Genomic DNA, 21,433 nt, shown 5'->3' with positions numbered 1-21,433 from the left:
TATCCTTTGTATTGCAGCATCAACGGATGATGGCGATCTTCTTGTGCAAACGCTTGACGAACCACGACAGCGTAAAGCAGATGATGAAGTAAAGCACGGCGGCAGCCAGATAGGCCTCGACCGGACGGCCGAAGTTCTTGCCCGCTACTTCAAAGCCCTTGAGCATGTCGTAGGCGCCAATGGCATAGACCAGCGAGGTGTCCTGGAACAGGATGATGGTCTGCGTCAGCAGCACCGGCAGCATGTTGCGGAAGGCCTGGGGCAGCACCACCAGACGCATGTTCTGCCCATAGGTCATGCCCACGGCCTGACCGGCGTACACCTGACCCCGCGGAATGGACTGGATACCGGCGCGCATGATCTCGGAGAAGTAGGCGGCCTCGAACGCCACAAAGGTGATGACCGCTGACATCTCCGCCCCGATGGGCTTGCCGATCAGCAGAGGCACCAGCAGGAAGAACCACAGAATCACCATCACCAGCGGCACCGAACGCATGCCATTGACATAGATAGTCGCAGGCACCACCAGGATCTTCTTGCCCGACAGGCGCATCAGCGCCAGCAAGGTGCCAAAGAGGATGCCACCGAGGGTGGCCACGATGGTCAGCATCACGCTGAACACCAGCCCCTTGATGATGAAGTTCTGGATCAGGTCCCAGTTGTAGAACGAAAAATCAAGATTCAAATTCATCTCAGTGACCTCCGGAGCCGCCAGCGGCGATAAAGCCCGGGATGCGGCTCTTCTTTTCAATGAAGGCCATGATGCGGTTGATCACGAATGCCGAGATCATGTACAGCGCGGTCACCGCCAGGTAGACCTCGATGCCGCGAGAGGTTTCCTCTTGCGCCTGCATCGCGAACAGGGTCAGCTCGGCCACCGACACGGCGAAGGCCACCGACGAGTTCTTGAAGATGTTCATCGACTCGCTGGTCAGCGGTGGAATGATGATGCGGTAGGCCATCGGCAGAAGCACATAGCGGTAGTACTGGAAGGTCGTGAAACCCAGCGCCATGCCTGCATAACGCTGGCCACGGGGCAGCGCCAGGATACCGGCACGCAGCTGCTCGGCAATACGCGCCGACGTGAAAAAGCCCAGCGCCAGCACCACCAGCACGAACCCAGGCACTTGCTTGAGCGCAGGGAACATCGCAGGCACCACGTGGTACCACAGGAAAATTTGTACCAGTAGCGGGATGTTGCGGAACAACTCCACCCAGGCATTGCCCAGGCGCACGGTCCAGGGCCGGTCCGGCAGCGTACGCAAGGTACCGATGATGGAGCCGACGATCAGCGCGATCACCAGCGCGCACAAGGAAACGGAGATAGTCCATCCCCATGCAGACAACAACCAGTCCAGGTACGTGATATCGCCGTTTTTACCGAAACAGCCCTGCACGACCTGGCGCTCAATCGTGTCTTCACAAAATACTTGCCAATCCCAATTCATAGGACTACCTCTTTTTTTGTCTTTGTAGCAATGTTTGGTGCCTGGTTGCAACTGACAAAAACCAGTACCAACAAAAACGCCCCCCCAAACCCCAGGCTGGAAGGGCGGTACCTAAATGGTGTGCTTACTTGACTTCGTAGGCTTCCATGGGCTTGTCGTTCGGGTTGGCCCAAGCATCCTTGGTTGCCGCCGACAGCGGCAGACCCACCTTCACGTTGTTAGGAGGGATGGGTTGCATGAACCACTTGTCGTACAGCTTCTCGAGCGAGCCATCCTTGATCTGGCGCACGATGGAGTCGTCCACGGCCTTCTTGAAGGCAGCGTCGTCCTTGCGCAGCATGCAGGCGATAGGCTCGACCGACAGCACTTCACCGACGACCTTGTAGTCGGCAGGCGCCTTGGACTTGGAGATGTTGGCGGCCAGGATGGAGCCGTCCATGATGAAGGCGTCGGCACGGCCGGACTCCAGCATCAGGAAGCTGTCTGCGTGGTCCTTGCCCATGACTTCCTTGAAGGTCAGGCCATCAGCGCGCTTGTTCTTGCGCAGGGTCTGCACCGACGTGGTACCGGTCGTGGTCACGATGGTCTTGCCGTTCAGGTCCTTGATGCCGGTAATGCCGGAGTTGGCCTTCACCGCGATGCGCACTTCTTCCACATAGGTGGTGAAAGCGAAAGCAGCATCCTTTTGGCGCGACTGGTTGTTGGTGGTGGAGCCGCACTCCAGATCCACGGTACCGTTCTGCACCAGAGGCACGCGGTTTTGCGAGGTCACGGGCTGGTACTTGATGTCCAGCTTGGACAGGCCCAACTGCTTTTGCAGATCGCCCACGATGTGCTCAGCCATCTCGGTGTGGAAGCCGACGTACTTGCCGTTACCCAGCGTATAGCCCAGGCCCGAAGACTCGCGCACGCCCAGCGTGATGCTGCCAGACGACTTGATCTTGGCCAGCGTATCGCCCGCTTGCGCAAACGCGCTACCTGCCGCAACCGCTGCGACCGCAAAAGCCAGCAAATGTTTCTTCATCATCAGACCTCCAGATAAATCAATTAAGTTGACAACTATGGGCCTCGGAAGACGCCAAAGCGACAACTGACACGCAACGTATTGTGCAGTCCGTCCAGATAATGCCAGCAGACTGAGCGCTGCAATTATCCGGAAAATTACCAATGAATTGCTAACAATTCATAGGCTTTTTCGAACAAATCGCGTACATCTAACCAACTGCAACACGAGCAATCCGCAAGCATTGCACAGAAATTCTGTAACGCATATTAGAAATTACCCTGCAAATTCAGACAATCTATATTCTTATAGATCTCATGGATTCTGTGCAGGGTTCCGGGACACCAGGTAGTCCCACAGTGCCTGGGCGCCGGACTTCACGGCATCGCTGGACTGGGGCTTTTCCCGGTAGGCGCGCACATCCATCGCGACTTCCCACTGGGTGGAGCTGGGGTAGTCGGCGCGCACCAGCTTCTTGGCCTTCAGCTCCTTCTTGGCAGCGCTTTGCGGCAGGAACGCCAGCCCGTGCCCTTCCATCGCCATGGCCTTGAGGCCTTCGGCCATGTCGGTTTCGTAGACGCGGTCCAGATAGGCAGGCTCGGGCGCCTGCTTGAGGGCCAGGTCGGTCACGCGGCTGAGATAGGCACCCGGCGCATAGCCCAGGAACGGCAGCGGCACCTCGGCTGCGCCGGGCAGCAGGAAAAGCGGCAGGCCATCGAGCCCCGGCTTGCAATAAGGCGCCATCACCTCGCGGCCCAGGCTCACCATTTCATAGCGCTGTGGGTCCAGCTGGATAGGCTGGGATTCATGGTGGTAGGCAATCAGCAGATCACAGCCGCCCTCGACCAGGCGCATCACCGCATCGTGCACGTTGAGGGCGATCAAGCGGCTCTTGAACAGGCCGAAGTCATTGCGCAGGCCCGACACCCAAGTCGGGAAAAAGGTGAAGGCCAGCGTGTGCGGCACGGCAAAGTCGATGATGTCCTTGCCCGAGGACGAATGCACCCGCAGCATCGCACGCGTGCTCTGCACCGCCTGCAGGATCTCGATGGCCTGGTTGTACAGCGTCTTGCCCGCTGGCGTCAGCCGCGTCGGGTAGGAGCTGCGGTCCACCAGGTCCGCGCCCGCCCAGGACTCCAGCGCCTGAATCCGCCGCGAGAATGCCGGCTGGGTGACATGGCGCAACTGCGCCGACCGGCTGAAACTGCGCGTTTCCGCCAGACTCACAAAATCTTCAAGCCACTTGGTTTCCATCCGCGCATTATCCACACGCCCATCACCGTTGGGGACAAGTTGCTCGCCGAGATCTGCTGCCTGCACCGGCAACACAGGCGACTGAGAGGGCCCATCCCCGGGAAAAGGATGGCTTGCAAGCCCACCGTTCAGGCCCATAATCGGGCCCCACTGGCCCACCAGCCAGGTGCGGCGCTGCCGCTGATACCGATCTATCCGATACCGATGGTCCGCCCACAAGGCGGTTTGTGTTCTCCGCATCCACCCTTGGCTCTGCCAAGCCCTCTCGCGACCGGTTGTTATGGCATCACCCTCCCCTCATTCTTCGGGCGGCAGCAGCGCTGACCCCTCCAGCACCCTCCCCAGCGAGCCCGCCCCTGCCCGAGGGCTGTGGCTGGAAGACTGGCTCACGGTCGTGATCATGGCGCTGCTGGCGCTCATCACGTTCGCCAATGTCATCGTGCGCTACTTCACCGATGGCTCGTTTGCCTGGACCGAAGAGATCTCGGTGTTCCTGATGATCCTGCTGGCCATGGTGGCCGGCTCGGCAGCCGTCGCGCGCAACCTGCACATCCGCATCGAATACTTTGCCGAACGCGGCGACGCGCGCCGGCGCAAGGCCTTTGCCCGCTTTGGCGCGTTGACGGTGGCCTTGCTGTTTGCACTGATCTGCGTGCTCAGCATCCGCGTCGTGTATGACGACTACCGCTATGAGGAAACCTCGCCAGGCATTGGCGTGCCGCAGTGGTGGTACTCCATCTGGCTGCCGGTGTTCTCCGCGCTGATCACCCTGCGCGCGCTGGGCCTGTTCCTGCGCCAGGGCCGGGCCAGCTTTGCCCATGTGTACTCCGAAGGCGGCGATGCTGCAGCCAAGGAGCACGCATGATTGCCACCCTGCTCTTTATCGGCTTTATTGCGCTGATGCTGCTGGGCGTGCCCATTGGCGCCGCGCTGGGCCTGGCGGGCGCCGTAGCCATTGCGCTGGCCAATGCCGATGCGCAATGGTTTGGCCTGCTGGCCATTCCGCAGAACTTCTATGCCGGCCTGGGCAAGTACCCGCTGCTGGCCATTCCGATGTTTGTGCTGGTGGGCTCGATCTTTGACCGCTCCGGCGTGGCGCTGCGGCTGGTCAACTTTGCCGTGGCCATCGTCGGGCGCGGCCCGGGCATGCTGCCGCTGGTGGCCATTGCCGTGGCCATGTTCCTGGGCGGCATCTCGGGCTCCGGCCCCGCCAATGCAGCGGCGGTGGGCGGCGTGATGATTGCGGCGATGAGCCGAGCCGGCTATCCGGGCAGCTTCTCGGCCAGCGTCGTGGGAGCTGCTGCAGCCACCGACATCCTGATTCCTCCGTCGGTCGCCTTCATCATCTACTCGGTGCTGGTGCCCGGGGCCTCGGTGCCGGCGCTGTTTGCGGCCGGCATGATCCCCGGCATTCTGGCGGGCCTGGCGCTGATCATCCCGGCGGTCTGGATGTCGCGCAAGCACAAGATGGGCGCGCTGGAAGCCAGCCTGCCCCGCCCCGCATTCTGGAAGAGCCTGCGCGAAGCGGCCTGGGGCCTGGCCGCGCCGGTGCTGATCCTGGGCGGCATGCGCATGGGCTGGTTCACACCCACCGAGGCAGCCGTGGTCGCCGTGTTCTACGGTCTGTTCGTCGGCATGGTCGTGCACCGCACGATCGGTGTGCGCGACCTGTTCCCGATCCTGCGCGAGGCCGGCGAGCTCTCGGCCGTGATCCTGATCGTGGTGTCGCTCGCTGGCATCTTCGCATTCTCGCTGTCGACCCTGGGCGTGATCGACCCGATCACCAACGCGATCGTCAACTCGGGCCTGGGTGAATGGGGTGTGATGGCGCTGCTGATCCTGATGCTGATCACCGTGGGCATGTTCCTCGACGGCATCTCCATCTTCCTGATCTTTGTGCCGCTGCTGATGCCCATCATGCAGCACTACCACTGGGACCCCGTCTGGTTTGGCGTGATCCTGACCCTGAAGGTAGCGCTGGGCCAGTTCACCCCGCCGCTGGCAGTGAACCTGATGGTCAGCTGCCGCATTGCAGGCGTGCGCATGGAATCGACCGTGCGCTGGGTCGGCTGGATGCTGTTTGCGATGTTCTGCGTGATGGTGCTGGTCATCGCCTTCCCGCAGCTGGCCCTGTGGCTGCCCGCCCAACTGGGCTACTGATCGGAGCCCGGGCTGGGTGCAGGCGCGAACGCCACCACCCAGCCCCCTGGATTTGCAGAATTCCCCCTTGAACCACCCGGAGACAACACCATGAAAACCCGTCAATTCCTTGCCACCGCCTTGGCCGCTGCTGCGGCGCTGAGCTTTGCCGCGCCGGCTGTACAAGCCCAGGGCAACTACAAAAGCGAGTACCGCATGTCGCTGGTGCTGGGCACGGCCTTCCCCTGGGGCAAGGGCGGCGAGATCTGGGCCAACAAGGTGCGCGAGCGCACGCAGGGCCGCATCAACATCAAGCTCTACCCCGGCGTGTCGCTGGTGCAAGGCGACCAGACGCGTGAGTTCTCGGCACTGCGCCAGGGCGTGATCGACATGGCGGTCGGCTCCACCCTGAACTGGTCGCCGCAGATCAAGGAGCTGAACCTGTTCTCGCTGCCGTTTCTGATGCCCGACTATGCCGCCGCTGATGCGCTGACCCAGGGCGAGCCTGGCAAGCGCCTGTTTGCCCGCCTGGAGAAAGCCGGCGTGGTGCCGCTCGCTTGGGGTGAGAACGGCTACCGTGAAATCTCCAACTCCAAGCATGCGATCAAGACCCCTGCCGACATGAAGGGCCTCAAGATCCGCGTGGTCGGTTCGCCTCTGTTTGTCGACACCTTCAGCGCACTGGGCGCCAACCCCACGCAGATGAGCTGGGCCGATGCCCAGCCTGCGATGGCCAGCGGCGCGGTCGACGGCCAGGAGAACCCGGTCGCCGTCTACCAGGCGGCCAAGCTCAACACCGTGGGCCAGAAGTACCTGACGCTCTGGGGCTACATCAACGACCCGCTGATCTTTGTCGTCAACAAGGACATCTGGGCCAGCTGGAGCAAGGCCGACCAGGACATCGTGCGCCAGGCCGCCATCGAAGCCGGCCAGGAAGAAATCGCCATTGCGCGCAAAGGCATGATCGAAGCGGACAAGCCGCTGGTCAAGGAGCTGAGCGCCAATGGCGTCACCGTGACCGAACTGAGCGCCGCCGAGCGCGAAGCTTTTGTGAAGGCCACCCGCCCGGTGTATGACAAGTGGAAGCAGCAAGTGGGCGCCGACCTGGTGACCGCCGCAGAGAAGGCCATTGCGGGCCGCAAGCAGTAAGAACGGCATCCTCCAAAGCAAAACCACCGGCTGCACGCCGGTGGTTTTTTTGTAGCTGCTGCTTCAGGCGCCGCTTGCGTTCAACGCGGCGGGCCGCAGCCCTTATTCGATCTTGAAACCCGTCGACTTGACCACCTGCTTCCAGCGGTCGGTCTCGGCCTGGATCTCCTGGGCAAAACTGTCGGGCGTGGTCTTCACGGGGATGTAGTCGTACTGCTTGAGCTTGGCCAGCACATCGGGCATTTGCATGACCTTGTCGATGTTCTGCGACAGGGCGGCCACGATGTCCTTGGGCGTGCCCTTGGGCGCGAGCAGGCCGGCCCAGGAGCTGAACTCCATGTCCTTGACACCCAGTTCGACCAGGGTCGGCACATCGGGGAAGGAGGCAGCGCGCTGGGGCAGCACCACGGCCAGCGCCTTGACCTTGCCGGCCTTGATCATCTCCACGGCGGCAAAGGAGTCAAACGAGAAATCCACCTCGCCGGACACGACGGCCTGCATCTGCGGGCTGGTGCCCTTGTACTGTGCATTGATGATCTGCGGCGCCTTGATCACGTGCTTGAACTGCTCGGTGATCAGGTTGATGATGGCGCTGCCTGACGATGCCGTCAGCGGCTTGTCCTTGTTCTGCGCCAGCGCGATCAGCTCTTGCAGCGTGTTGGCCGGCAGGTCCTTGCGGGCAATGATGATGAAGCCCACCGAGCAGACCTTGGCCACCGGCGCAAAGCTGGCGGCCGCCTCATAGGGCGCCTTGTAGATCACCGGGCTCAGGGTCTGGGCACCGGCGGTGTTGAACAGCAGGGTGTAGCCATCGGCCTGGGCACGGGCCACTTCGCCAGTGCCGATCATGCCGTTGGCGCCACCCCGGTTGTCGATGACAAAGCTGGCCTTCATCAGCTCGCCCATCTTCTGCATCACCAGCCGGGCCACCACATCGGTAGTGCCGCCTGCGGCGAAGGGCACGATCACACGCACCGGCTTGCTGGGGTAGGCGGTTTGCGCCTGCGCCCATTGCGGCATGCTGGCGGCTCCCGCAACAGCGGCAACGGTGGTGAGGAAATGGCGGCGCTGGGTCATGTCCATGCAATGTCTCCTGTGTCTAGCTTTGGTTATCGGCCCATTGTGGGCAGCGCTGGCCGGGCTGTCTAATACTTGCCAGCAATCGCACCATTCGAAGCCGCTATGGCGTGATGGTTGCACAGGGCGGGCCCGCTGCTGCCCGGCAGCGGTGGCCGCCTGTCTCCCAGGCGTCTTGGCAAGCGAGTGCTGTGGAGCGGAGGGAGAGGCGAAGGCAGCGGCTGCATCGGGGTGCCGCAAGCGCAGCCGATGCGCTGCAGATCGCAGCGCGGCGGGAGACACTATCTAGTCGATAGTTTTTACCTTCTTAATACTGAATAAACATAGTCAATTTATACCCATGGTAAATACCCTAATTTAGGGTAAATACTAGGGTTAGCTGTCACATATTTGTAAAAGTTCCAAGCTAATTCAGCCAGATTTCGGAACAATCCGTTTGATTTTTGGCTATTTATCGAAGATAGATACCAATATAAACTTCATTCCATCGTTACACAAAAGCTGCACTGCAAGCCGCAAGCGCTGGCAGACACAGTCCAAGACGACGCGAATCGACCACCAGGCCGGACGCAACACCAAAGGAAAGAAAAATGAACGCACGTATTCTCGCTATCGCCGCTACCCTCGCTCTGGGTGCTTCCGTTGCCCAAGCCAACCCTTTTGAAGGCGACCAAGCCATCACCCCTCAAGCCGCTGCGACCAGCGCCGTGAGCCGCGCTGATGTGCAAGCTCAACTGGCTGAAGCCCGCAAGACCAACACGATGATTGCCCAAGGCAACCAGTCGACCGTTAACGCCTACGAACTGGGCAAGGGCCAACTGAGCCGCGCTGAAGTGACCCAGGCCGCCCGCCAGGCACTGGCCAACGGCTCGATCCTGGAAGGCGAATAAGCTTTCTCCCCCTGCCGGCACGCCCCCAGCCGGTACGGCATCCACGGGACGGCGCACACACTCCCCGTCCCCCTGGGAACAGGCCACTGCGATGCAGTGGCCTTTTTTGCGCCTGCTTGGCCGCCAGCGCGGACGGGGCACAGGTTCTATGATGCGGGAACCTCTCTACGTATCTGTCCTCTCACCGCCAGACTCTCAGGTACCACGCGATATGCCCCATGCTTTCCTGCGCCGCTCGATAGGAGCGCTTTTTTTTACACTGCTTGTGCTGGTGCTGAGCGGCATGGCGCCGCATGCCCAGGCCCAGATCAAGCTGCAGATCGGCAGCGGCGCCAGCGCCGCTGCGATGGACACGGCCTCCAGCGCTGCGGCTGGCAGCGTCGTGACCACCCCCCGGGTGCGGGCCGAGCTGGTGGCACTGGCGCCCCAAGGGGTGGAGCCCGGCAAGAGCATTGCGCTGGGCCTGCTGCTGGACCACCAACCCGAGTGGCACACCTACTGGACCAACCCGGGCGACTCGGGCCTGCCCACCCAGTTGCAGTGGCAGCTGCCGCCGGGCTGGGACGCCGGCGAGATCGCCTGGCCAACGCCCCATCCGATCCGGGTCGGCAGCCTGGTGAACTATGGCTACGAAGGCCAGGTGCTGCTGCCCGTCACCGTGCAGATTCCCAGCGATTTCTCGGCCGATGCCCGCGATGTGACCGTGCGACTGCAGGCCAACTGGCTGATCTGCCGCGTCGAATGCATTCCGGAAGAAGGCCAGTTCAGCCTGACCCTTCCTACCAAGAGCAGCACCGCGCTGCACGCCGGCACCTTTGCCCAGGCCCATGCCCAGGCACCGGTAGCGCTGCAAGGCAGCAGCCAGGCCCGTGTCGATGGTGAAACGCTGAAATTGCATGTCACCGGCCTGCCCGCTGCGCTGCAGGGCCAGCGCCTGCAGGTGCTGAGCGAGAGCCCCGACACCTTGCACCATGCGATGCAGGACGGCCAGGACTTTACCCAGCAATGGGACGGCGCCGACTGGACCGCCGTGGTGCCGCTGTCGGCCAACCGGGGCCAGACGCCCGAGGACATTGCGCTGGTGCTGACGACCGACAAGCACACGGTCGTCGATGGCGCCGTCGGCTGGCGCACCGTGGCGCCCGTCAGTGGCCAATGGAAGGCCGCTGCCATCGCCCAGGTATCGCCCGAGCTGGCGGCAGCACTGGCAAAAAATGCACAGGCTTCCGCTCCGGCTCAACCCGCCTCTTCCGGCAGCCTCTGGCTGGCACTGCTGGGTGCCCTTGTCGGCGGCCTGATCCTGAACCTGATGCCCTGCGTGTTTCCGATCCTGGCGCTCAAGGTGCTGGGCTTTACCACCCATGGCAGCCAACTGCGTGAACAGCGTGCAGCAGGCCTGGCCTACACGGCGGGCGTGGTGCTGTCGTTCCTGGCGCTGGGCGCGCTGCTGCTGGCACTGCGCTCTGCGGGCCAGCAGCTGGGCTGGGGCTTTCAGCTGCAATCGCCGCTGGTGATTGCGGCGCTGGCAGCGCTGTTTACCGTCATTGGCCTCAACCTGGCGGGCATGTTTGAGTTTGGCAGTTTTGTGCCCGGCAGCGTGGCGGGCAAGCAGGCCAAGAGCCCCATCACCAATGCCTTCCTGAGCGGTGTGCTGGCGGTGGCGATTGCCTCGCCCTGCACGGCGCCGTTCATGGGGGCGTCGATGGGCTTGGCCGTCAGCATGCCGGCTGCCGAGGCCCTGCTGGTGTTTGCCGCGCTGGGCCTGGGTATGGCAGCGCCCTATCTGCTGGCCAGCTGGATCCCTGCGGTGGTGCGCTGGCTGCCGCGCCCTGGCGCCTGGATGGACACCTTCCGCCGCGCGATGGCCTTCCCGATGTTCGCCACCGTGGTCTGGCTGGTCTGGGTGCTGGGCCAGCAAAGCGGCATCGATGGCGCAGCCACCCTGCTGGCCTTGCTGGTGCTGCTGGCGGCTCTGGTCTGGGCACTGGGTCTCCAGGGCCGTGCGCGCTGGGGCTTTGCGGTGCTGTCGCTGGCAGGCGGCCTCTACCTGGCCACTGCCATGGGCCACTACCTGACCACGCCCGCCCCCGCACCCGGCCAGCAGGCCAGCGGCGCGCTGTGGCAGCCCTGGTCGGCGCAGAAGGTCAGCGAGATCAATGCAACCGGCAAGCCGGTGTTTGTGGATTTCACGGCCGCCTGGTGCGTTACCTGCCAGTACAACAAGCGCACCACGTTGAGCGACAGCCAGGTGCTCGCCGCTTTCGACAATAAGCAGGTGCACCTGCTGCGCGCCGACTGGACACGCCAGGACCCCGCGATCACCCAGGCACTGAACCAGCTGGGCCGCAGCGGCGTGCCGGTCTATGTGCTGTATGCACCGGGCAAGGCGCCGCAGATCCTGTCCGAGGTGCTGAGCGTCAAGGAAGTGGTGGACGCGGTGGCGCAGCTCTAAACCCCATCCCCATAAGAAAAGCGCCGGTTTTGTCCGGCGCTTTTCGTTCCTGCAAGGCTGAAACCAGCCGCTCAGCGCCGCCGCGCCGCGAGCTTGCGCACCTCACGCACCAGCTGGTCCACCTCGTCAAAGGTGTTGTAGAAGGCCAGCGAGGGCCGTACCGCCGTCTCGACCCCGAAGCGGCGCAGGATCGGCTGCGCGCAGTGGTGGCCGGTGCGCACGGCGATGCCCTCGGCATTGAGCGCCTGGCCCACCTCGTCGGTGCTGTAGCCGTTCAAGGTAAAGGCCAGCACGCTGGCCTTGCCGGGCACGGTACCGATCAGGCGCAGCCCCGCAATGCTGGCCAGCTGCGCCATGCCGTAGTCCACCAGTGCGTGCTCGTAGCGGCTGATCTGCGCGATACCGATGCGCTCCACATACTCCAGCGCCGCACCCAGGCCCACCGCATCGGCGATGTTGCCGGTGCCCGCCTCAAAGGTGTTGGGCAAAGGCTGGTAGACGGTTTTCTCGAACGTCACATCGGCAATCATGTTGCCGCCGCCCTGCCAGGGCGGCATGGCCTCGAGCACCTCGCGCCGGCCCCAGAGCACGCCAATGCCGGTGGGTGCAAAGATCTTGTGGCCCGAGAAGACAAAGAAATCCGCGCCCAGGTCCAGCACATCGACCGGGGTGTGCGCAATGGACTGCGCCCCGTCGATCAAGGTCGTGATCCCCCGGCGCTTGGCGATCTCCACCACCTGCTTGACGGGCACCACCGTGCCCAGCACGTTGGAGACATGGCCAATGGCGACGATCTTGGTGCGGTCGTTGATCAGCTTCTGGTACTCGTCCAGCCGGATCTGGCCCTGGTCATCGACCGGAATCACCCGCAGCCGCGCGCCCTTGGCCGCTGCCAGCTGCTGCCAGGGAACGATGTTGGCATGGTGCTCCAGGTGGCTGATGATGATCTCATCGCCTTCGCCCACATTCGCACCGCCCCAGGCCTTGGCCACCAGGTTGATGGCCTCGGTGGTGCCACGCACGAAGATGACCTCGCGCGCGTCGGGCGCATGGATGAAGCGCCGCACCACCTCACGGGCATGCTCATAGGCATCGGTCGCCCGCGCAGCCAGGGTATGGGCCGCGCGGTGGATGTTCGAGTTCTCATGCGCATAGAAATGGCTGATGCGCTCGATCACCTGGCGCGGCTTGTGCGTCGTGGCCGCATTGTCCAGCCAGACCAGCGGCTTGCCGTTGATGCGCTCGGACAGAATCGGAAAATCACGCCGCACCGCCTGGATGTCAAAGCCCGGATGGCGGTCCTGCTGCGCCACATGGCCCGCCGCCGCACCCGGGGCCGCATGCGGATGCGGTTTGGCCGGCGTGACAAAGCCATTGGGCAGCTGCACCGCATGCACAAAGTAGTATTGCGGCGCAGTACCCGGCCCCTGCAGCGCTTGGCCCGGCAAGGGCGCATCCGCAGCGCGCGGCCCGCGCAGATCGATGCCGTCCAGATGGCTGTCCGGCGCCGCCCGGCGCGCCTGGTCGGCCAGCGCCTGCAACGGTGCATCGCTGGGCGCGGCGGCTGGCGGCGCATCCAGAAAGTAATAGCCACTGGTTGCTGCGGGCACTGCGGGCACTGCGGGCACTGCGGCCGGCGCTGCGTTCGCAAGTGGCACGCCTTGCACCAGCCCGCCCAGGCGCGGCTCATAGGCGGGCAGCGCGCTGTGCAGAGTGTCGGGCACGCCATTGCCGGCGGCGGCATGGGGCAGCAAGGCCGGGACGCGGTGGGCGAGCGACAGCACCGGCGTGGGCGATGCCGGCAACAGATTGCTGCCCGGCAGCACGCCAGCGGGGAAGGGGGTGCCGGGCACGCTGGGCCCCAGGCCGGCCGGGCTGGCCAACGGCGAGCCCGGTGGTGCGATATTGACCGGTGCCTGCACACCTGGCGGCAGGCCGGCCGGCGCTGCAGGCCGATCGGCCCAGAGCGCCGTGGCCATCTGCGCCAGCAGCTCGGGGGAGATGGGCGCGCCCGATGGCTCGGGCAGGCCGGATACGGCGGAAACCATGGCGGCTCCTTTGCTCACTTGTAGGTATCGGGATAGTCGTGGTACTTGTTGATCTCCACGTCATCGAGCACGGCCAGCGCATCGGGTGTGTGCACTGCCAGCGAGCAGTACAGCGAGATCAGGTACGAGGCAATCGCATGGTTGTTGATGCCCATGAAGCGCACCGACAGGCCAGGCCCCTGCTCGCCCGGCAGGCCCGGCTGGAACAGACCCACGACGCCCTGGCGCTTGTCGCCCACGCGCAGCAGCAGGATCTTGGATTTGCCATCGGCCACCGGCACCTTGTCCGACGGGATCAGCGGCACACCGCGCCAGGTGATGAACTGCGAGCCAAACAGGCTGGTGGTGGGCGGCGGGGTGCCCCGGCGCGTGGCCTCGCGGCCAAAGGCTGCAATGGTCAGCGGATGGGCCAGGAAGAATGCCGGCTCCTTCCAGACCTTGGTCAGCAGCTCATCGAGGTCATCGGGTGTGGGCGCGCCTGTCAGCGGGAAGATGCGTTGCTCTTCGGTGACCTGGGCCAGCAAGCCGTAGTCAGGGTTGTTGATCAGCTCGCTTTCCTGGTTCTCCTTGATGGTCTCGATGGTCAGACGCAGCTGCTCCTTGATCTGGTCATGCGGGCTGCTGTAGAGGTCCGAGACACGGGTATGCACATCCAGCACGGTGCTGACGGCGTTCAGGAAAAATTCGCGCGGCTGCGATTCGTACTCGACAAAAGTGCGCGGCAGCTGGTTCTCATGGGTCTTGGCAGTGCAGGCCACCCGGATCTCCTCCGGGTTCTTGACCTGGTTGAGCCGGTAGATGCCTGCCTCGACAGGCACCCATTGCAGCAGGTGGGTCAGCCAGCGCGGGCTGATCGTGGAAAGCTGGGGAACGGTCTTGGTGGCGTTGGCCAACTGCCGTGCAGCACTGTCACCCAATGCGGTCGTGCCGCCTACATTCGCTGTCATATCTCTCTCCGGTTGCGCGTGTGAATAAGCAGGAAAATCATCGCTCTGCAGCGCTGCTGCCTCAACCGGCTATCGCCGCCAAGCGCCGCATGTGCTGGGCCCGCACCAGGTAGTGCTGGTGCAGCTCTTCACCGCGCAGCACCAAGGTGGACTGCGGCACCTGCAGCGCCTGGGCCAGCTTGCCGATAGTGGCCAGCGACACCGCCACCTGGCCGCGCTCGACCTCGCCGACATAGGAGCGGTTCAGATCGGCCTGCGCAGCCAGTTGCTCCTGCGACCAGCCCATGGCCTCGCGCGAGCGGCGCACGGCCAGCCCGAAATGGTGGGAAAAGTCATTCATAGCGCGGCCTCCTCAGCGGGCAACGTGGGTTCACTGCGGGGGCGCTGGGCCGCCGCTTGCAGCGAGGCCTGGGTCACATGGGCGCCGGCGGCCACGCTCTGCGTCAGCCAGACATTGCCGCCAATGACAGCGCCGGCGCCCAAGGTGACCCGGCCCAGGATGGTCGCGCCGGCATAGATCACCACGCCGTCTTCGACAATCGGATGCCGGGGCTGGCCCTTTTGCAGATGGCCTTGCGCGGTCTGCACAAAGCGCTTGGCGCCCAAGGTGACGGCCTGGTAGATGCGCACCTTGCGGCCAATCACCGCCGTCTCCCCCACCACCACCCCGGTGCCATGGTCGATGAAGAAGCCCTCACCAATCTGCGCACCGGGATGGATGTCAATGCCCGTCTCGCTGTGCGCCAGCTCAGACACGATGCGGGCCAGCAGCGGCAGTTGCAGCACATACAGCTGGTGCGCGATGCGGTGGTGGATCAGCGCCAGCACACCGGGGTAGCACAGCAGCACCTCGTCAACGGTACGGGCGGCGGGGTCGCCCTCGTAGGCGGCCTGCACATCGCTGTCGAGCAAGCGGCGGATGCCGGGCAAGGCCAGCGCAAACTGGCGCGTCAGCGCCTGGGCCTGCTCCTCGGTGCCCGCTGGGCTGCGCTGGGTGTAGCGCAGCTCCAGCGCGATCTGGGTCTGCAACCGGTGCAAGGCGGCATCCAGCGTATGGGCGACATAAAAGTCCTCGCTCTCCTGCAGCAGATCATGCGGGCCCAGGCGCATCGGAAACAGCACGCCCTTGAGCAGGCCCAGGGTCTGTGCCAGCGCATCGCGCGAGGGGAACTCGCGCCCGCCGGGCTCCTGGCTGCGCTGGTGGGAATCACGCCAGTGGCGGCGCTGCTCGGCCAACTGTGCGGCCACTTCTTGGATGGGGAATGGGGTGGTCATGGGGTGCCTTCGTGGGAGATCAAAGCGCGCGCTGGGTGGCTCAGGATCTCAGTCCTGGACCCAGGGCAGCTGGTGGAAGCGCCAGCCATCGCCATGGCCGCGCTGCTGCAACGCATCCAGCTCGCCTTCAAAGCCCTCTTGCACATTGAAGACATGGCGAAAGCCGGCGGCCTCGGCCGCCTGGGCAGCCAGCACCGAGCGTTTGCCGCTGCGGCACAGCAGCAGCGCCACGGCCTCCTTGCCGCCATGGGCGGACAGGCGCGCTTCCAGCTCGCGCACAAAGCGGGGGTTGCGGGTCAGTGCCGTGCCTGTCGCCCAGGGCACATGGATGCTGCCGGGCACATGGCCGACAAATTGGCGCTCTTCGGCCGAGCGCACATCGACCAGCACGGCCTGCTGCTGCTGCACCAGTTGCCAGGCGGCACGGGGGGGCACGCCGCCGGCGTAGCCCAAAGCCTGGTCCTGTGCCGTCTTCCAGGCCGCCTCCAGTACATCGGGCAGGCTGGTATCGGTTGTCGTCATAAATCGCCTCTACGGTCAAATGGATGGGGATAGCCACCAATTTAGGCCGCCAGACGCTGCAGGAACACGAATAAAAATGCGCTTGCACATGCAGTTTTCACATATGCGCAGGCGCAAGCCCTCGGCTCGCGCCTATAGCCACTTGGGCTGAATAGGTCTATATTGAAGTGAAGGTGTAGCGGGTGTGCTGTACCCATCAGCCCACGTCTTCTGCGCCTTGATTGCCGCATTGCAACAGGCCACATCGTGCATGCGGTTCCTCAAAACAGGGCTGCAATGCCCGCTGTGGGTCCTGGCAAGGGGCCTGCGGCCCGCAGTGACAGCCTCCAACAGGAGACAAAGATGGCTGTCATCACCCATGACCATGGATTGCATTCCGCCCCTCGCGAAGGCGCGCACAAGCGCCACTTCAGCGCCAAGCGGATCTGCCTGGGGATCGTGCTTTTGTGCGTGGCCCTCGCCGCTCTGGTGCTGCCGCTGGTCCGTGAAGGCTTGCAGCTGATCCAGACCCAGCTGCACTGGCCTGCTCTCTCCAGCTGGCTGGCCCAGGCCCCCATGGCCAGCTGGCTGATGATGTTTGTCTGGGGCGCGCTGGTGCCGCTCTCGCTGATCGCCATGCTGCGCTACCACCGCAATGCGCTGGGCGTTGTCGTGGCGCTGGCTTTTGCTGCGGTGGCCGTCATCTGGTATGTACACATGCCCGCCCAATCGGGCTGCGTGGCCCAGTACAAGGACAGCATCTGGTGCTCGGTCATCGCCTGGGGCTACAGCCTGAGCCTGGGCATCAGCAACGCCGTCTACCTGTTTGCGCTGGTGATGGCCTTGCTCGGCGGCATCAGCTTTGCAGCGATCCCCGAGGATGATGAAGAAGATACCGGGCAGCAAGCGGCCCAGTGATGATGCTCAACGCTGGGGCATGTCGGCGTCGGTGTAGCACAGGCTCACGGTCGCATCCCCCGGTATCGGTGGCATGCTGGCGTTCCAGGCCTCCCAGGCGGCCACCATGGCTTGCAGACGCCCCGGCAGCACGCTGGCCAGGTTGGCGCGCTCGCGTTCGTCGGCGCGCAGGTTGAACAGATAGTCCACCCCATCGACGCGCAGGTATTTCCAGTCGCCATCACGCATCGCGCGCTGGCCCCGGTGGTTCATGCGCCAGAACAGGGGCTGGTCGTCCTGCCATGCCGCGTCCTGCAACAGTGGCAGCAGCGATTGTCCATCCCAGGGGTAGCCGGCAGCAGGCTCGGCCCCGCCAATCTCCAGCATCGTTGCGCTCCAGTCCATCGTCATGCAGGTCTGGCGGCTCTCACCCGCAGGCGCAATCACACGCGGCCAATGGGCCACCCAGGGCACGCGGATGCCGCCTTCGGTCAGGTCCATCTTGCCGCCCACCAGCGGCCAGTTGTCCGAGAATCGCTCGCCGCCGTTGTCACTGGTGAACACGATCAGGGTGTCGTCTACCAGCCCATGCGTCTGCAAGCGCTCCACCAGGCGGCCAATGCCTTCGTCCATGTGGTGGATCATGCGCTGGTAGCTCTCGACATTGCCGCCATGCAGGTGGTAGATGGCCTGCTTGTTCTCCACCAGCTCGCGCGACAGCGCCTCGTCGTCCCGGGTTTCCCAGGGCCAGTGCGGCGCCGTGTAGTGCACGCTCAAAAAGAAAGGCGTGTCCTGCTGCGCGCCAGCCGCCATGCGGTCGATGTAGTCCACTGCGTAGTCGCTGATCAGGTCGGTCAGGTAGCCGGGCTGTTCGCGCTCGGCCTCGCCAAACCAGAGGTCATGCTGGCCGTTGGCACCACAGTGGCTGAAATAGTCCACCCCGCCCGACATGGGCCCGAAGAACTCTTCATAGCCGGATTGGAGGGGGCTGAAATGCGGCGGGTAGCCCAGGTGCCATTTGCCCATCAAGGCCGTGCGGTAGCCCGCCGCGCGCAGCAGCGACGGCAAAGTCGGGTGGCTGGGCGGCAGGCCCAGGTCCGGGTTGCCGCGTGTGGCGGTGCGGATCGGCTCCTCGGCCGCACCGCGCAGGCGGTACTGGTAGCGCGCCGTCATCAGCGCAAAACGCGTGGGCGAGCAGACCGGCGAGTTGGAATAGCCCTGCGTGAGCTTGAGCCCCCCGGCAGCGAGCGCATCGATGTGCGGTGACACGGCGCCGAAGCTGGCGTTGCGGCCGCCATAGCAGCCCAGATCGGCGTAGCCCAGGTCATCGGCCACGATAAAGATGATGTTCGGTCGTTTCAACACGGGGTCTTGCTCACAGTCAGGGCAGTTCAGGGGAAAACGGATCAGGGCTTGTAGCCCGAGGTCTGGATCACCGGGGCCCACTGCTTCTTATAGGCCTGCAGCGCCTTGGCGGTCTGCTCGGAGGTGCTGGCCACCGGGTCCAGGTAGTTGGCCGCAAACTGCCTGTGCACTTCCGGATCCTGCATCACCTTGTGGAGGGCGGCGGCATAGCGCTGCACCTGGGCGGCAGGCATGGACTGGGGCGCAAAAAAGGTGTTCCAGCCGGCGGCAGACAGGTTCACACCCGCTTCCTTCAGGGTCGGCACATCGGGCACAACGGCATTGCGGGCATCGCCACTGACAGCCAGCAGGCGCAGCTTGCCAGCCTGGTGCTGCTGCACCAGGGTGTCGAGCGTATCGACCGCTACCGGCACCTGCCCGCCCATCAGATCGGTGAGCAGGGGCGCCGAGCCCTTGTAGCCCACTGCCTCGGCCTCGACGCCAGCTTGCTGGCCAAGCATCAGCGCAAAAAAGTGCGGCAGGCTGCCGGTGGCAGGCACGCCGATATTGGCCTTGGCCGGGTTGGCCTTGAGCCATGCCAGCAGATGCTTCATCTCCTTGACCGGCACGGCGCTGGCCACGGCCACGCCAAACACATAGCGGTTGACTTCGCTGACCGGCACAAAATCCTGCTCGGGGTCGTAGCCCAGGTTGTTCACCACCAGCGGCGCCACCACCATGACGGCGGGGTTGGCCAGCATCAGCACCGGCTGGCTGGCGGGCGCGTTCTTCACGAACTGCGCAGCCACGCGGCCGCCGGCGCCCACCTTGTTTTCGACAATCACGGTGCTGCCCAGGCTGGCCTGGAGCTTGTCGGCCACGATGCGCGCGACGCGGTCGGTTGCCCCGCCGGGCGGGTAGCCAACGATGATGCGCAGCACACCATCCTGGGCCTGCGCGGGCAAGGCCCACATCGAAGAGGTAGTGGCCAGCACCGAGGCAGCCAGGGCTGCGGACTGGCCGAGAAAATGACGACGTTGAACCATGGGAAGTGTCTCCGGTGCATATGAACAGGGGCCCGCAACAGCAGGCCCATGCCCGCTATGGTGCCGCGTTTGATCTAGCCTGAAGGCATAAGCTTTTTCCACTGCAGAACAAGCGCCCGCGCAGCCTGTCTGCACTGTAGAAAACCAGGGCACAATTGTTCTAATCAACCATCGCCCGGATTTACCCGCAGTGCTGCCCAACCCCCTTGCCGATCCGCAGCAGCCCAGCGACCTGCTGCTCTACCGCCTGGCCAAGCTCACCGCCTCAGCGGGCCGGCTGGTCACGCGGCTGTGCGAGCGGCATTACGGCATCACCCGGCGCGAATGGGGTGTGCTGATGTGGCTGGCGCGCCAGCCTGGTCTGCAGCCCTCGCAGCTGGCCGATCTGCTCGAACTGGACCGGGCCCGCATCTCGCGCGCCATTGCGTCGATGCAGGCCAAGGGCCTGTTGCACAAATCCACCGAGACGGGCAACCGCCGCCGCGCCGCGCTGCAACTGAGCCCCGCCGGCCAGCGCCTGCATGATGCGCTGCTGCCCCAGGTGCGGCGCATCAACACCGATCTGGTGGCCGCGCTCGATGCCGATGCCCTGCAGCAGCTGGACCAGAGCCTGCACCGCCTGCAGCAGCAGGCGAGCCGGGCCGCGCAGGACGAGGCCAGCGACGCGGCCTTTCCGCCGCGCCAGTCCGGACACCGCCAGAACCCCCTGGGCTGAGCCACCGCAGGCGCGCGATCTGCGCGCCTGGCTCCATACCCTACCCTGGCAAACCGGCATCGCTGCCCAGGCATCGGCAACTGCGCGACAATCCCTGCCCATGAGCACGACATTTGCACCGCTGACCAACGACACCTTCCTGCGCGCCTGCCGCCGCCAGGCGACGGACTACACCCCCCTGTGGCTGATGCGCCAGGCGGGCCGTTACCTGCCCGAGTACAAGGCCACGCGCGCGCGCGCCGGCAGCTTCATGGGGCTGGCGACGAATGTGGACTACGCCACCGAGGTGACCTTGCAGCCGCTCGAGCGCTTTGCGCTGGACGCCGCGATCCTCTTCAGCGACATCCTGACCGTGCCCGACGCGATGGGCCTGGGGCTGTCGTTTGCCGAAGGCGAGGGCCCGCGTTTTGCCAAGGTGGTGCGCGACGAAGCCGCCGTGCAGGCGCTGGCCGTGCCCGACATGGACAAGCTGCGCTATGTGTTCGATGCGGTGACCAGCATCCGCCGTGCGCTCGATGGCCGCGTGCCGCTGATCGGCTTTTCCGGCAGCCCCTGGACCCTGGCCTGCTACATGGTCGAAGGCAAGGGCAGCGATGACTACCGCCAGGTCAAGTCGCTGATGTACAGCCGCCCCGATCTGATGCACCGCATCCTGGCGGTGAACGCCGACAGCGTGGCCGCCTACCTCAACGCCCAGATCGATGCCGGTGCGCAGGCCGTGATGATTTTTGACAGCTGGGGCGGCGTGCTCGCCGATGGCGCATTTCAGCAATTCAGCCTGGCCTACACCAAGCGCGTGCTGAGCCAGCTCAAGCGCCACGGCACCGATGGCAGCGATGTGCCCCGCATCGTGTTCACCAAGGGCGGCGGCATCTGGCTGCCCGAGATGCGCGATCTGGACTGCGAGGTGCTGGGCCTGGACTGGACGGCCAACCTCGGCAAAGCCCGCGCGATCGTCGGCGGCGAAGCCGGCGGCCCCGGCAAGGCGCTGCAAGGCAATATCGACCCCAATGTGCTGTTTGCACCGCCCGAGCGCATCGCCGAGCAGGTACGCCATGTGCTGGAGAGCTTTGGCACGCCCCACACCGACACCAGCCGCCCGGGCCCCACGCACATCTTCAACCTGGGCCACGGCATCAGCCAGTTCACCCCGCCCGAGCACGTGGCGGCCTTGGTGGAAGCGGTGCACAGCCAGTCGCGTGCGATGCGTAAATAAGCGCTGCGCGCCCTACACAAAAGCGCTGCAAT

20 protein-coding genes are annotated in these 21,433 nt (G+C 64.4%); 8 read left to right on the top strand and 12 right to left on the bottom strand.

All coding sequences use genetic code 11. The annotated features are described in order from the left end of the window. Positions 1-19: 19 nt before the first annotated feature. From AB7A72_RS08850 to AB7A72_RS08835, 4 genes are all read right to left on the bottom strand, one after another. The gene (locus tag AB7A72_RS08850; RefSeq protein WP_239809555.1) at positions 20-691 is read right to left on the bottom strand and encodes an amino acid ABC transporter permease; all 672 of its coding nucleotides are present in this window, start codon (positions 689-691) and stop codon (positions 20-22) included. Position 692: 1 nt separating this feature from the next. Then, positions 693-1,448: an amino acid ABC transporter permease gene (locus AB7A72_RS08845; RefSeq protein WP_312836544.1), complete on the bottom strand. Its 756-nt coding sequence runs from the start codon at positions 1,446-1,448 to the stop codon at positions 693-695. 124 nt (positions 1,449-1,572) lie between these two features. After that, positions 1,573-2,472, bottom strand: a complete 900-nt coding sequence (locus AB7A72_RS08840) for an amino acid ABC transporter substrate-binding protein (RefSeq protein WP_312411139.1) — start codon at positions 2,470-2,472, stop codon at positions 1,573-1,575. Positions 2,473-2,766: 294 nt separating this feature from the next. Next, complete coding sequence (locus AB7A72_RS08835; protein WP_239809558.1) at positions 2,767-3,705, bottom strand: LysR substrate-binding domain-containing protein; 939 nt, start codon at positions 3,703-3,705, stop codon at positions 2,767-2,769. Between the two features lie 280 nt (positions 3,706-3,985). Between AB7A72_RS08835 and AB7A72_RS08830 the strand changes: the two genes are divergently transcribed. The 3 genes from AB7A72_RS08830 to AB7A72_RS08820 all read left to right on the top strand — a co-directional run bounded on the left by AB7A72_RS08830 (position 3,986) and on the right by AB7A72_RS08820 (position 6,993). Beyond that, the gene (locus tag AB7A72_RS08830; RefSeq protein ID WP_312836545.1) at positions 3,986-4,570 is read left to right on the top strand and encodes a TRAP transporter small permease; all 585 of its coding nucleotides are present in this window, start codon (positions 3,986-3,988) and stop codon (positions 4,568-4,570) included. Next, on the top strand, positions 4,567-5,865 hold the full coding sequence (locus AB7A72_RS08825; protein WP_239809560.1) for a TRAP transporter large permease: 1,299 nt from the start codon (positions 4,567-4,569) through the stop codon (positions 5,863-5,865). The genes AB7A72_RS08830 and AB7A72_RS08825 overlap by 4 nt, the downstream gene beginning before the upstream one ends. Before the next feature lie 90 nt (positions 5,866-5,955). After that, positions 5,956-6,993 (top strand): DctP family TRAP transporter solute-binding subunit, encoded by a 1,038-nt coding sequence (locus AB7A72_RS08820; protein WP_239809561.1) that lies wholly within the window; start codon positions 5,956-5,958, stop codon positions 6,991-6,993. A gap of 102 nt (positions 6,994-7,095) precedes the next feature. On the opposite strand, the gene AB7A72_RS08815 is transcribed toward AB7A72_RS08820, so the two are convergent. Next, positions 7,096-8,076, bottom strand: coding sequence for a Bug family tripartite tricarboxylate transporter substrate binding protein (locus AB7A72_RS08815; RefSeq protein WP_369459661.1), 981 nt, complete (start codon positions 8,074-8,076; stop codon positions 7,096-7,098). Positions 8,077-8,660: 584 nt separating this feature from the next. Between AB7A72_RS08815 and AB7A72_RS08810 the strand changes: the two genes are divergently transcribed. Both AB7A72_RS08810 and AB7A72_RS08805 read left to right on the top strand, forming a co-directional pair. Further along, positions 8,661-8,960 carry a hypothetical protein gene (locus AB7A72_RS08810; RefSeq protein WP_239809563.1) on the top strand — a complete coding sequence of 100 codons (300 nt, stop codon included), beginning with the start codon at positions 8,661-8,663 and terminating at the stop codon, positions 8,958-8,960. 211 nt (positions 8,961-9,171) lie between these two features. Continuing rightward, a complete protein-coding gene (locus AB7A72_RS08805) occupies positions 9,172-11,412 on the top strand; it encodes a protein-disulfide reductase DsbD family protein (RefSeq protein ID WP_407064963.1) in 2,241 nt (746 codons plus the stop codon). Between the two features lie 71 nt (positions 11,413-11,483). Here the strand turns inward: AB7A72_RS08805 and AB7A72_RS08800 are convergent, their stop codons facing one another. The 5 genes from AB7A72_RS08800 to AB7A72_RS08780 form a co-directional block, all read right to left on the bottom strand. Then, on the bottom strand, positions 11,484-13,460 hold the full coding sequence (locus AB7A72_RS08800) for a family 2A encapsulin nanocompartment cargo protein cysteine desulfurase (protein ID WP_369459660.1): 1,977 nt from the start codon (positions 13,458-13,460) through the stop codon (positions 11,484-11,486). Positions 13,461-13,474: 14 nt separating this feature from the next. Further along, entirely contained in the window at positions 13,475-14,407 is a 933-nt protein-coding gene (locus AB7A72_RS08795; RefSeq protein ID WP_239809565.1) for a family 2A encapsulin nanocompartment shell protein, read from the bottom strand. A 61-nt stretch (positions 14,408-14,468) separates the two neighbouring features. Further along, positions 14,469-14,747, bottom strand: a complete 279-nt coding sequence (locus AB7A72_RS08790; protein WP_021028780.1) for a helix-turn-helix domain-containing protein — start codon at positions 14,745-14,747, stop codon at positions 14,469-14,471. Further along, a complete protein-coding gene (gene epsC, locus AB7A72_RS08785) occupies positions 14,744-15,682 on the bottom strand; it encodes a serine O-acetyltransferase EpsC (RefSeq protein WP_239809566.1) in 939 nt (312 codons plus the stop codon). Before epsC ends, AB7A72_RS08790 begins: the two co-directional genes overlap by 4 nt. A gap of 48 nt (positions 15,683-15,730) precedes the next feature. Beyond that, positions 15,731-16,204, bottom strand: a complete 474-nt coding sequence (locus AB7A72_RS08780; protein WP_239809567.1) for a rhodanese-like domain-containing protein — start codon at positions 16,202-16,204, stop codon at positions 15,731-15,733. A 342-nt stretch (positions 16,205-16,546) separates the two neighbouring features. Here AB7A72_RS08780 and AB7A72_RS08775 point away from each other — a divergent pair, with 342 nt between their 5' ends. Then, complete coding sequence (locus tag AB7A72_RS08775; protein ID WP_369459659.1) at positions 16,547-17,101, top strand: hypothetical protein; 555 nt, start codon at positions 16,547-16,549, stop codon at positions 17,099-17,101. A 6-nt stretch (positions 17,102-17,107) separates the two neighbouring features. Here the strand turns inward: AB7A72_RS08775 and AB7A72_RS08770 are convergent, their stop codons facing one another. Together AB7A72_RS08770 and AB7A72_RS08765 are read right to left on the bottom strand one after the other, a co-directional pair. After that, positions 17,108-18,445: a sulfatase family protein gene (locus tag AB7A72_RS08770; protein ID WP_369459658.1), complete on the bottom strand. Its 1,338-nt coding sequence runs from the start codon at positions 18,443-18,445 to the stop codon at positions 17,108-17,110. 41 nt (positions 18,446-18,486) lie between these two features. Continuing rightward, a complete protein-coding gene (locus AB7A72_RS08765; protein WP_407064962.1) occupies positions 18,487-19,470 on the bottom strand; it encodes a Bug family tripartite tricarboxylate transporter substrate binding protein in 984 nt (327 codons plus the stop codon). Between the two features lie 190 nt (positions 19,471-19,660). On the opposite strand from AB7A72_RS08765, the gene AB7A72_RS08760 reads away from it, so the two are divergent. Then, entirely contained in the window at positions 19,661-20,185 is a 525-nt protein-coding gene (locus AB7A72_RS08760) for a MarR family winged helix-turn-helix transcriptional regulator (protein WP_239809570.1), read from the top strand. Between the two features lie 100 nt (positions 20,186-20,285). Then, the gene (gene hemE / locus AB7A72_RS08755) at positions 20,286-21,401 is read left to right on the top strand and encodes a uroporphyrinogen decarboxylase (protein WP_312530342.1); all 1,116 of its coding nucleotides are present in this window, start codon (positions 20,286-20,288) and stop codon (positions 21,399-21,401) included. Positions 21,402-21,433: the final 32 nt, after the last annotated feature.

This window comes from Comamonas sediminis (assembly GCF_041107495.1).
In the GTDB taxonomy this organism is placed as follows: domain Bacteria; phylum Pseudomonadota; class Gammaproteobacteria; order Burkholderiales; family Burkholderiaceae_C; genus Comamonas; species Comamonas sediminis.
Note: the sequence above shows the minus strand (reverse complement) of the source record. Positions and strands in the feature narration are given on the sequence as shown.

What these genes read in the sequence shown, in the direction of transcription:
- AB7A72_RS08800 (WP_369459660.1), bottom strand. Translation starts at nt 13,460, where the DNA reads ATGGTTTCCGCCGTATCCGGCCTGCCCGAGCCATCGGGCGCGCCCATC.
- AB7A72_RS08820 (WP_239809561.1), top strand. Translation starts at nt 5,956, where the DNA reads ATGAAAACCCGTCAATTCCTTGCCACCGCCTTGGCCGCTGCTGCGGCG.
- epsC (WP_239809566.1), bottom strand. Translation starts at nt 15,682, where the DNA reads ATGACCACCCCATTCCCCATCCAAGAAGTGGCCGCACAGTTGGCCGAG.
- AB7A72_RS08795 (WP_239809565.1), bottom strand. Translation starts at nt 14,407, where the DNA reads ATGACAGCGAATGTAGGCGGCACGACCGCATTGGGTGACAGTGCTGCA.
- AB7A72_RS08835 (WP_239809558.1), bottom strand. Translation starts at nt 3,705, where the DNA reads ATGGAAACCAAGTGGCTTGAAGATTTTGTGAGTCTGGCGGAAACGCGC.
- AB7A72_RS08840 (WP_312411139.1), bottom strand. Translation starts at nt 2,472, where the DNA reads ATGAAGAAACATTTGCTGGCTTTTGCGGTCGCAGCGGTTGCGGCAGGT.
- AB7A72_RS08765 (WP_407064962.1), bottom strand. Translation starts at nt 19,470, where the DNA reads ATGGTTCAACGTCGTCATTTTCTCGGCCAGTCCGCAGCCCTGGCTGCC.
- AB7A72_RS08825 (WP_239809560.1), top strand. Translation starts at nt 4,567, where the DNA reads ATGATTGCCACCCTGCTCTTTATCGGCTTTATTGCGCTGATGCTGCTG.
- AB7A72_RS08845 (WP_312836544.1), bottom strand. Translation starts at nt 1,448, where the DNA reads ATGAATTGGGATTGGCAAGTATTTTGTGAAGACACGATTGAGCGCCAG.
- AB7A72_RS08850 (WP_239809555.1), bottom strand. Translation starts at nt 691, where the DNA reads ATGAATTTGAATCTTGATTTTTCGTTCTACAACTGGGACCTGATCCAG.
- AB7A72_RS08830 (WP_312836545.1), top strand. Translation starts at nt 3,986, where the DNA reads ATGGCATCACCCTCCCCTCATTCTTCGGGCGGCAGCAGCGCTGACCCC.
- AB7A72_RS08775 (WP_369459659.1), top strand. Translation starts at nt 16,547, where the DNA reads ATGGCTGTCATCACCCATGACCATGGATTGCATTCCGCCCCTCGCGAA.
- AB7A72_RS08790 (WP_021028780.1), bottom strand. Translation starts at nt 14,747, where the DNA reads ATGAATGACTTTTCCCACCATTTCGGGCTGGCCGTGCGCCGCTCGCGC.
- hemE (WP_312530342.1), top strand. Translation starts at nt 20,286, where the DNA reads ATGAGCACGACATTTGCACCGCTGACCAACGACACCTTCCTGCGCGCC.
- AB7A72_RS08815 (WP_369459661.1), bottom strand. Translation starts at nt 8,076, where the DNA reads ATGGACATGACCCAGCGCCGCCATTTCCTCACCACCGTTGCCGCTGTT.
- AB7A72_RS08805 (WP_407064963.1), top strand. Translation starts at nt 9,172, where the DNA reads ATGCCCCATGCTTTCCTGCGCCGCTCGATAGGAGCGCTTTTTTTTACA.
- AB7A72_RS08810 (WP_239809563.1), top strand. Translation starts at nt 8,661, where the DNA reads ATGAACGCACGTATTCTCGCTATCGCCGCTACCCTCGCTCTGGGTGCT.
- AB7A72_RS08780 (WP_239809567.1), bottom strand. Translation starts at nt 16,204, where the DNA reads ATGACGACAACCGATACCAGCCTGCCCGATGTACTGGAGGCGGCCTGG.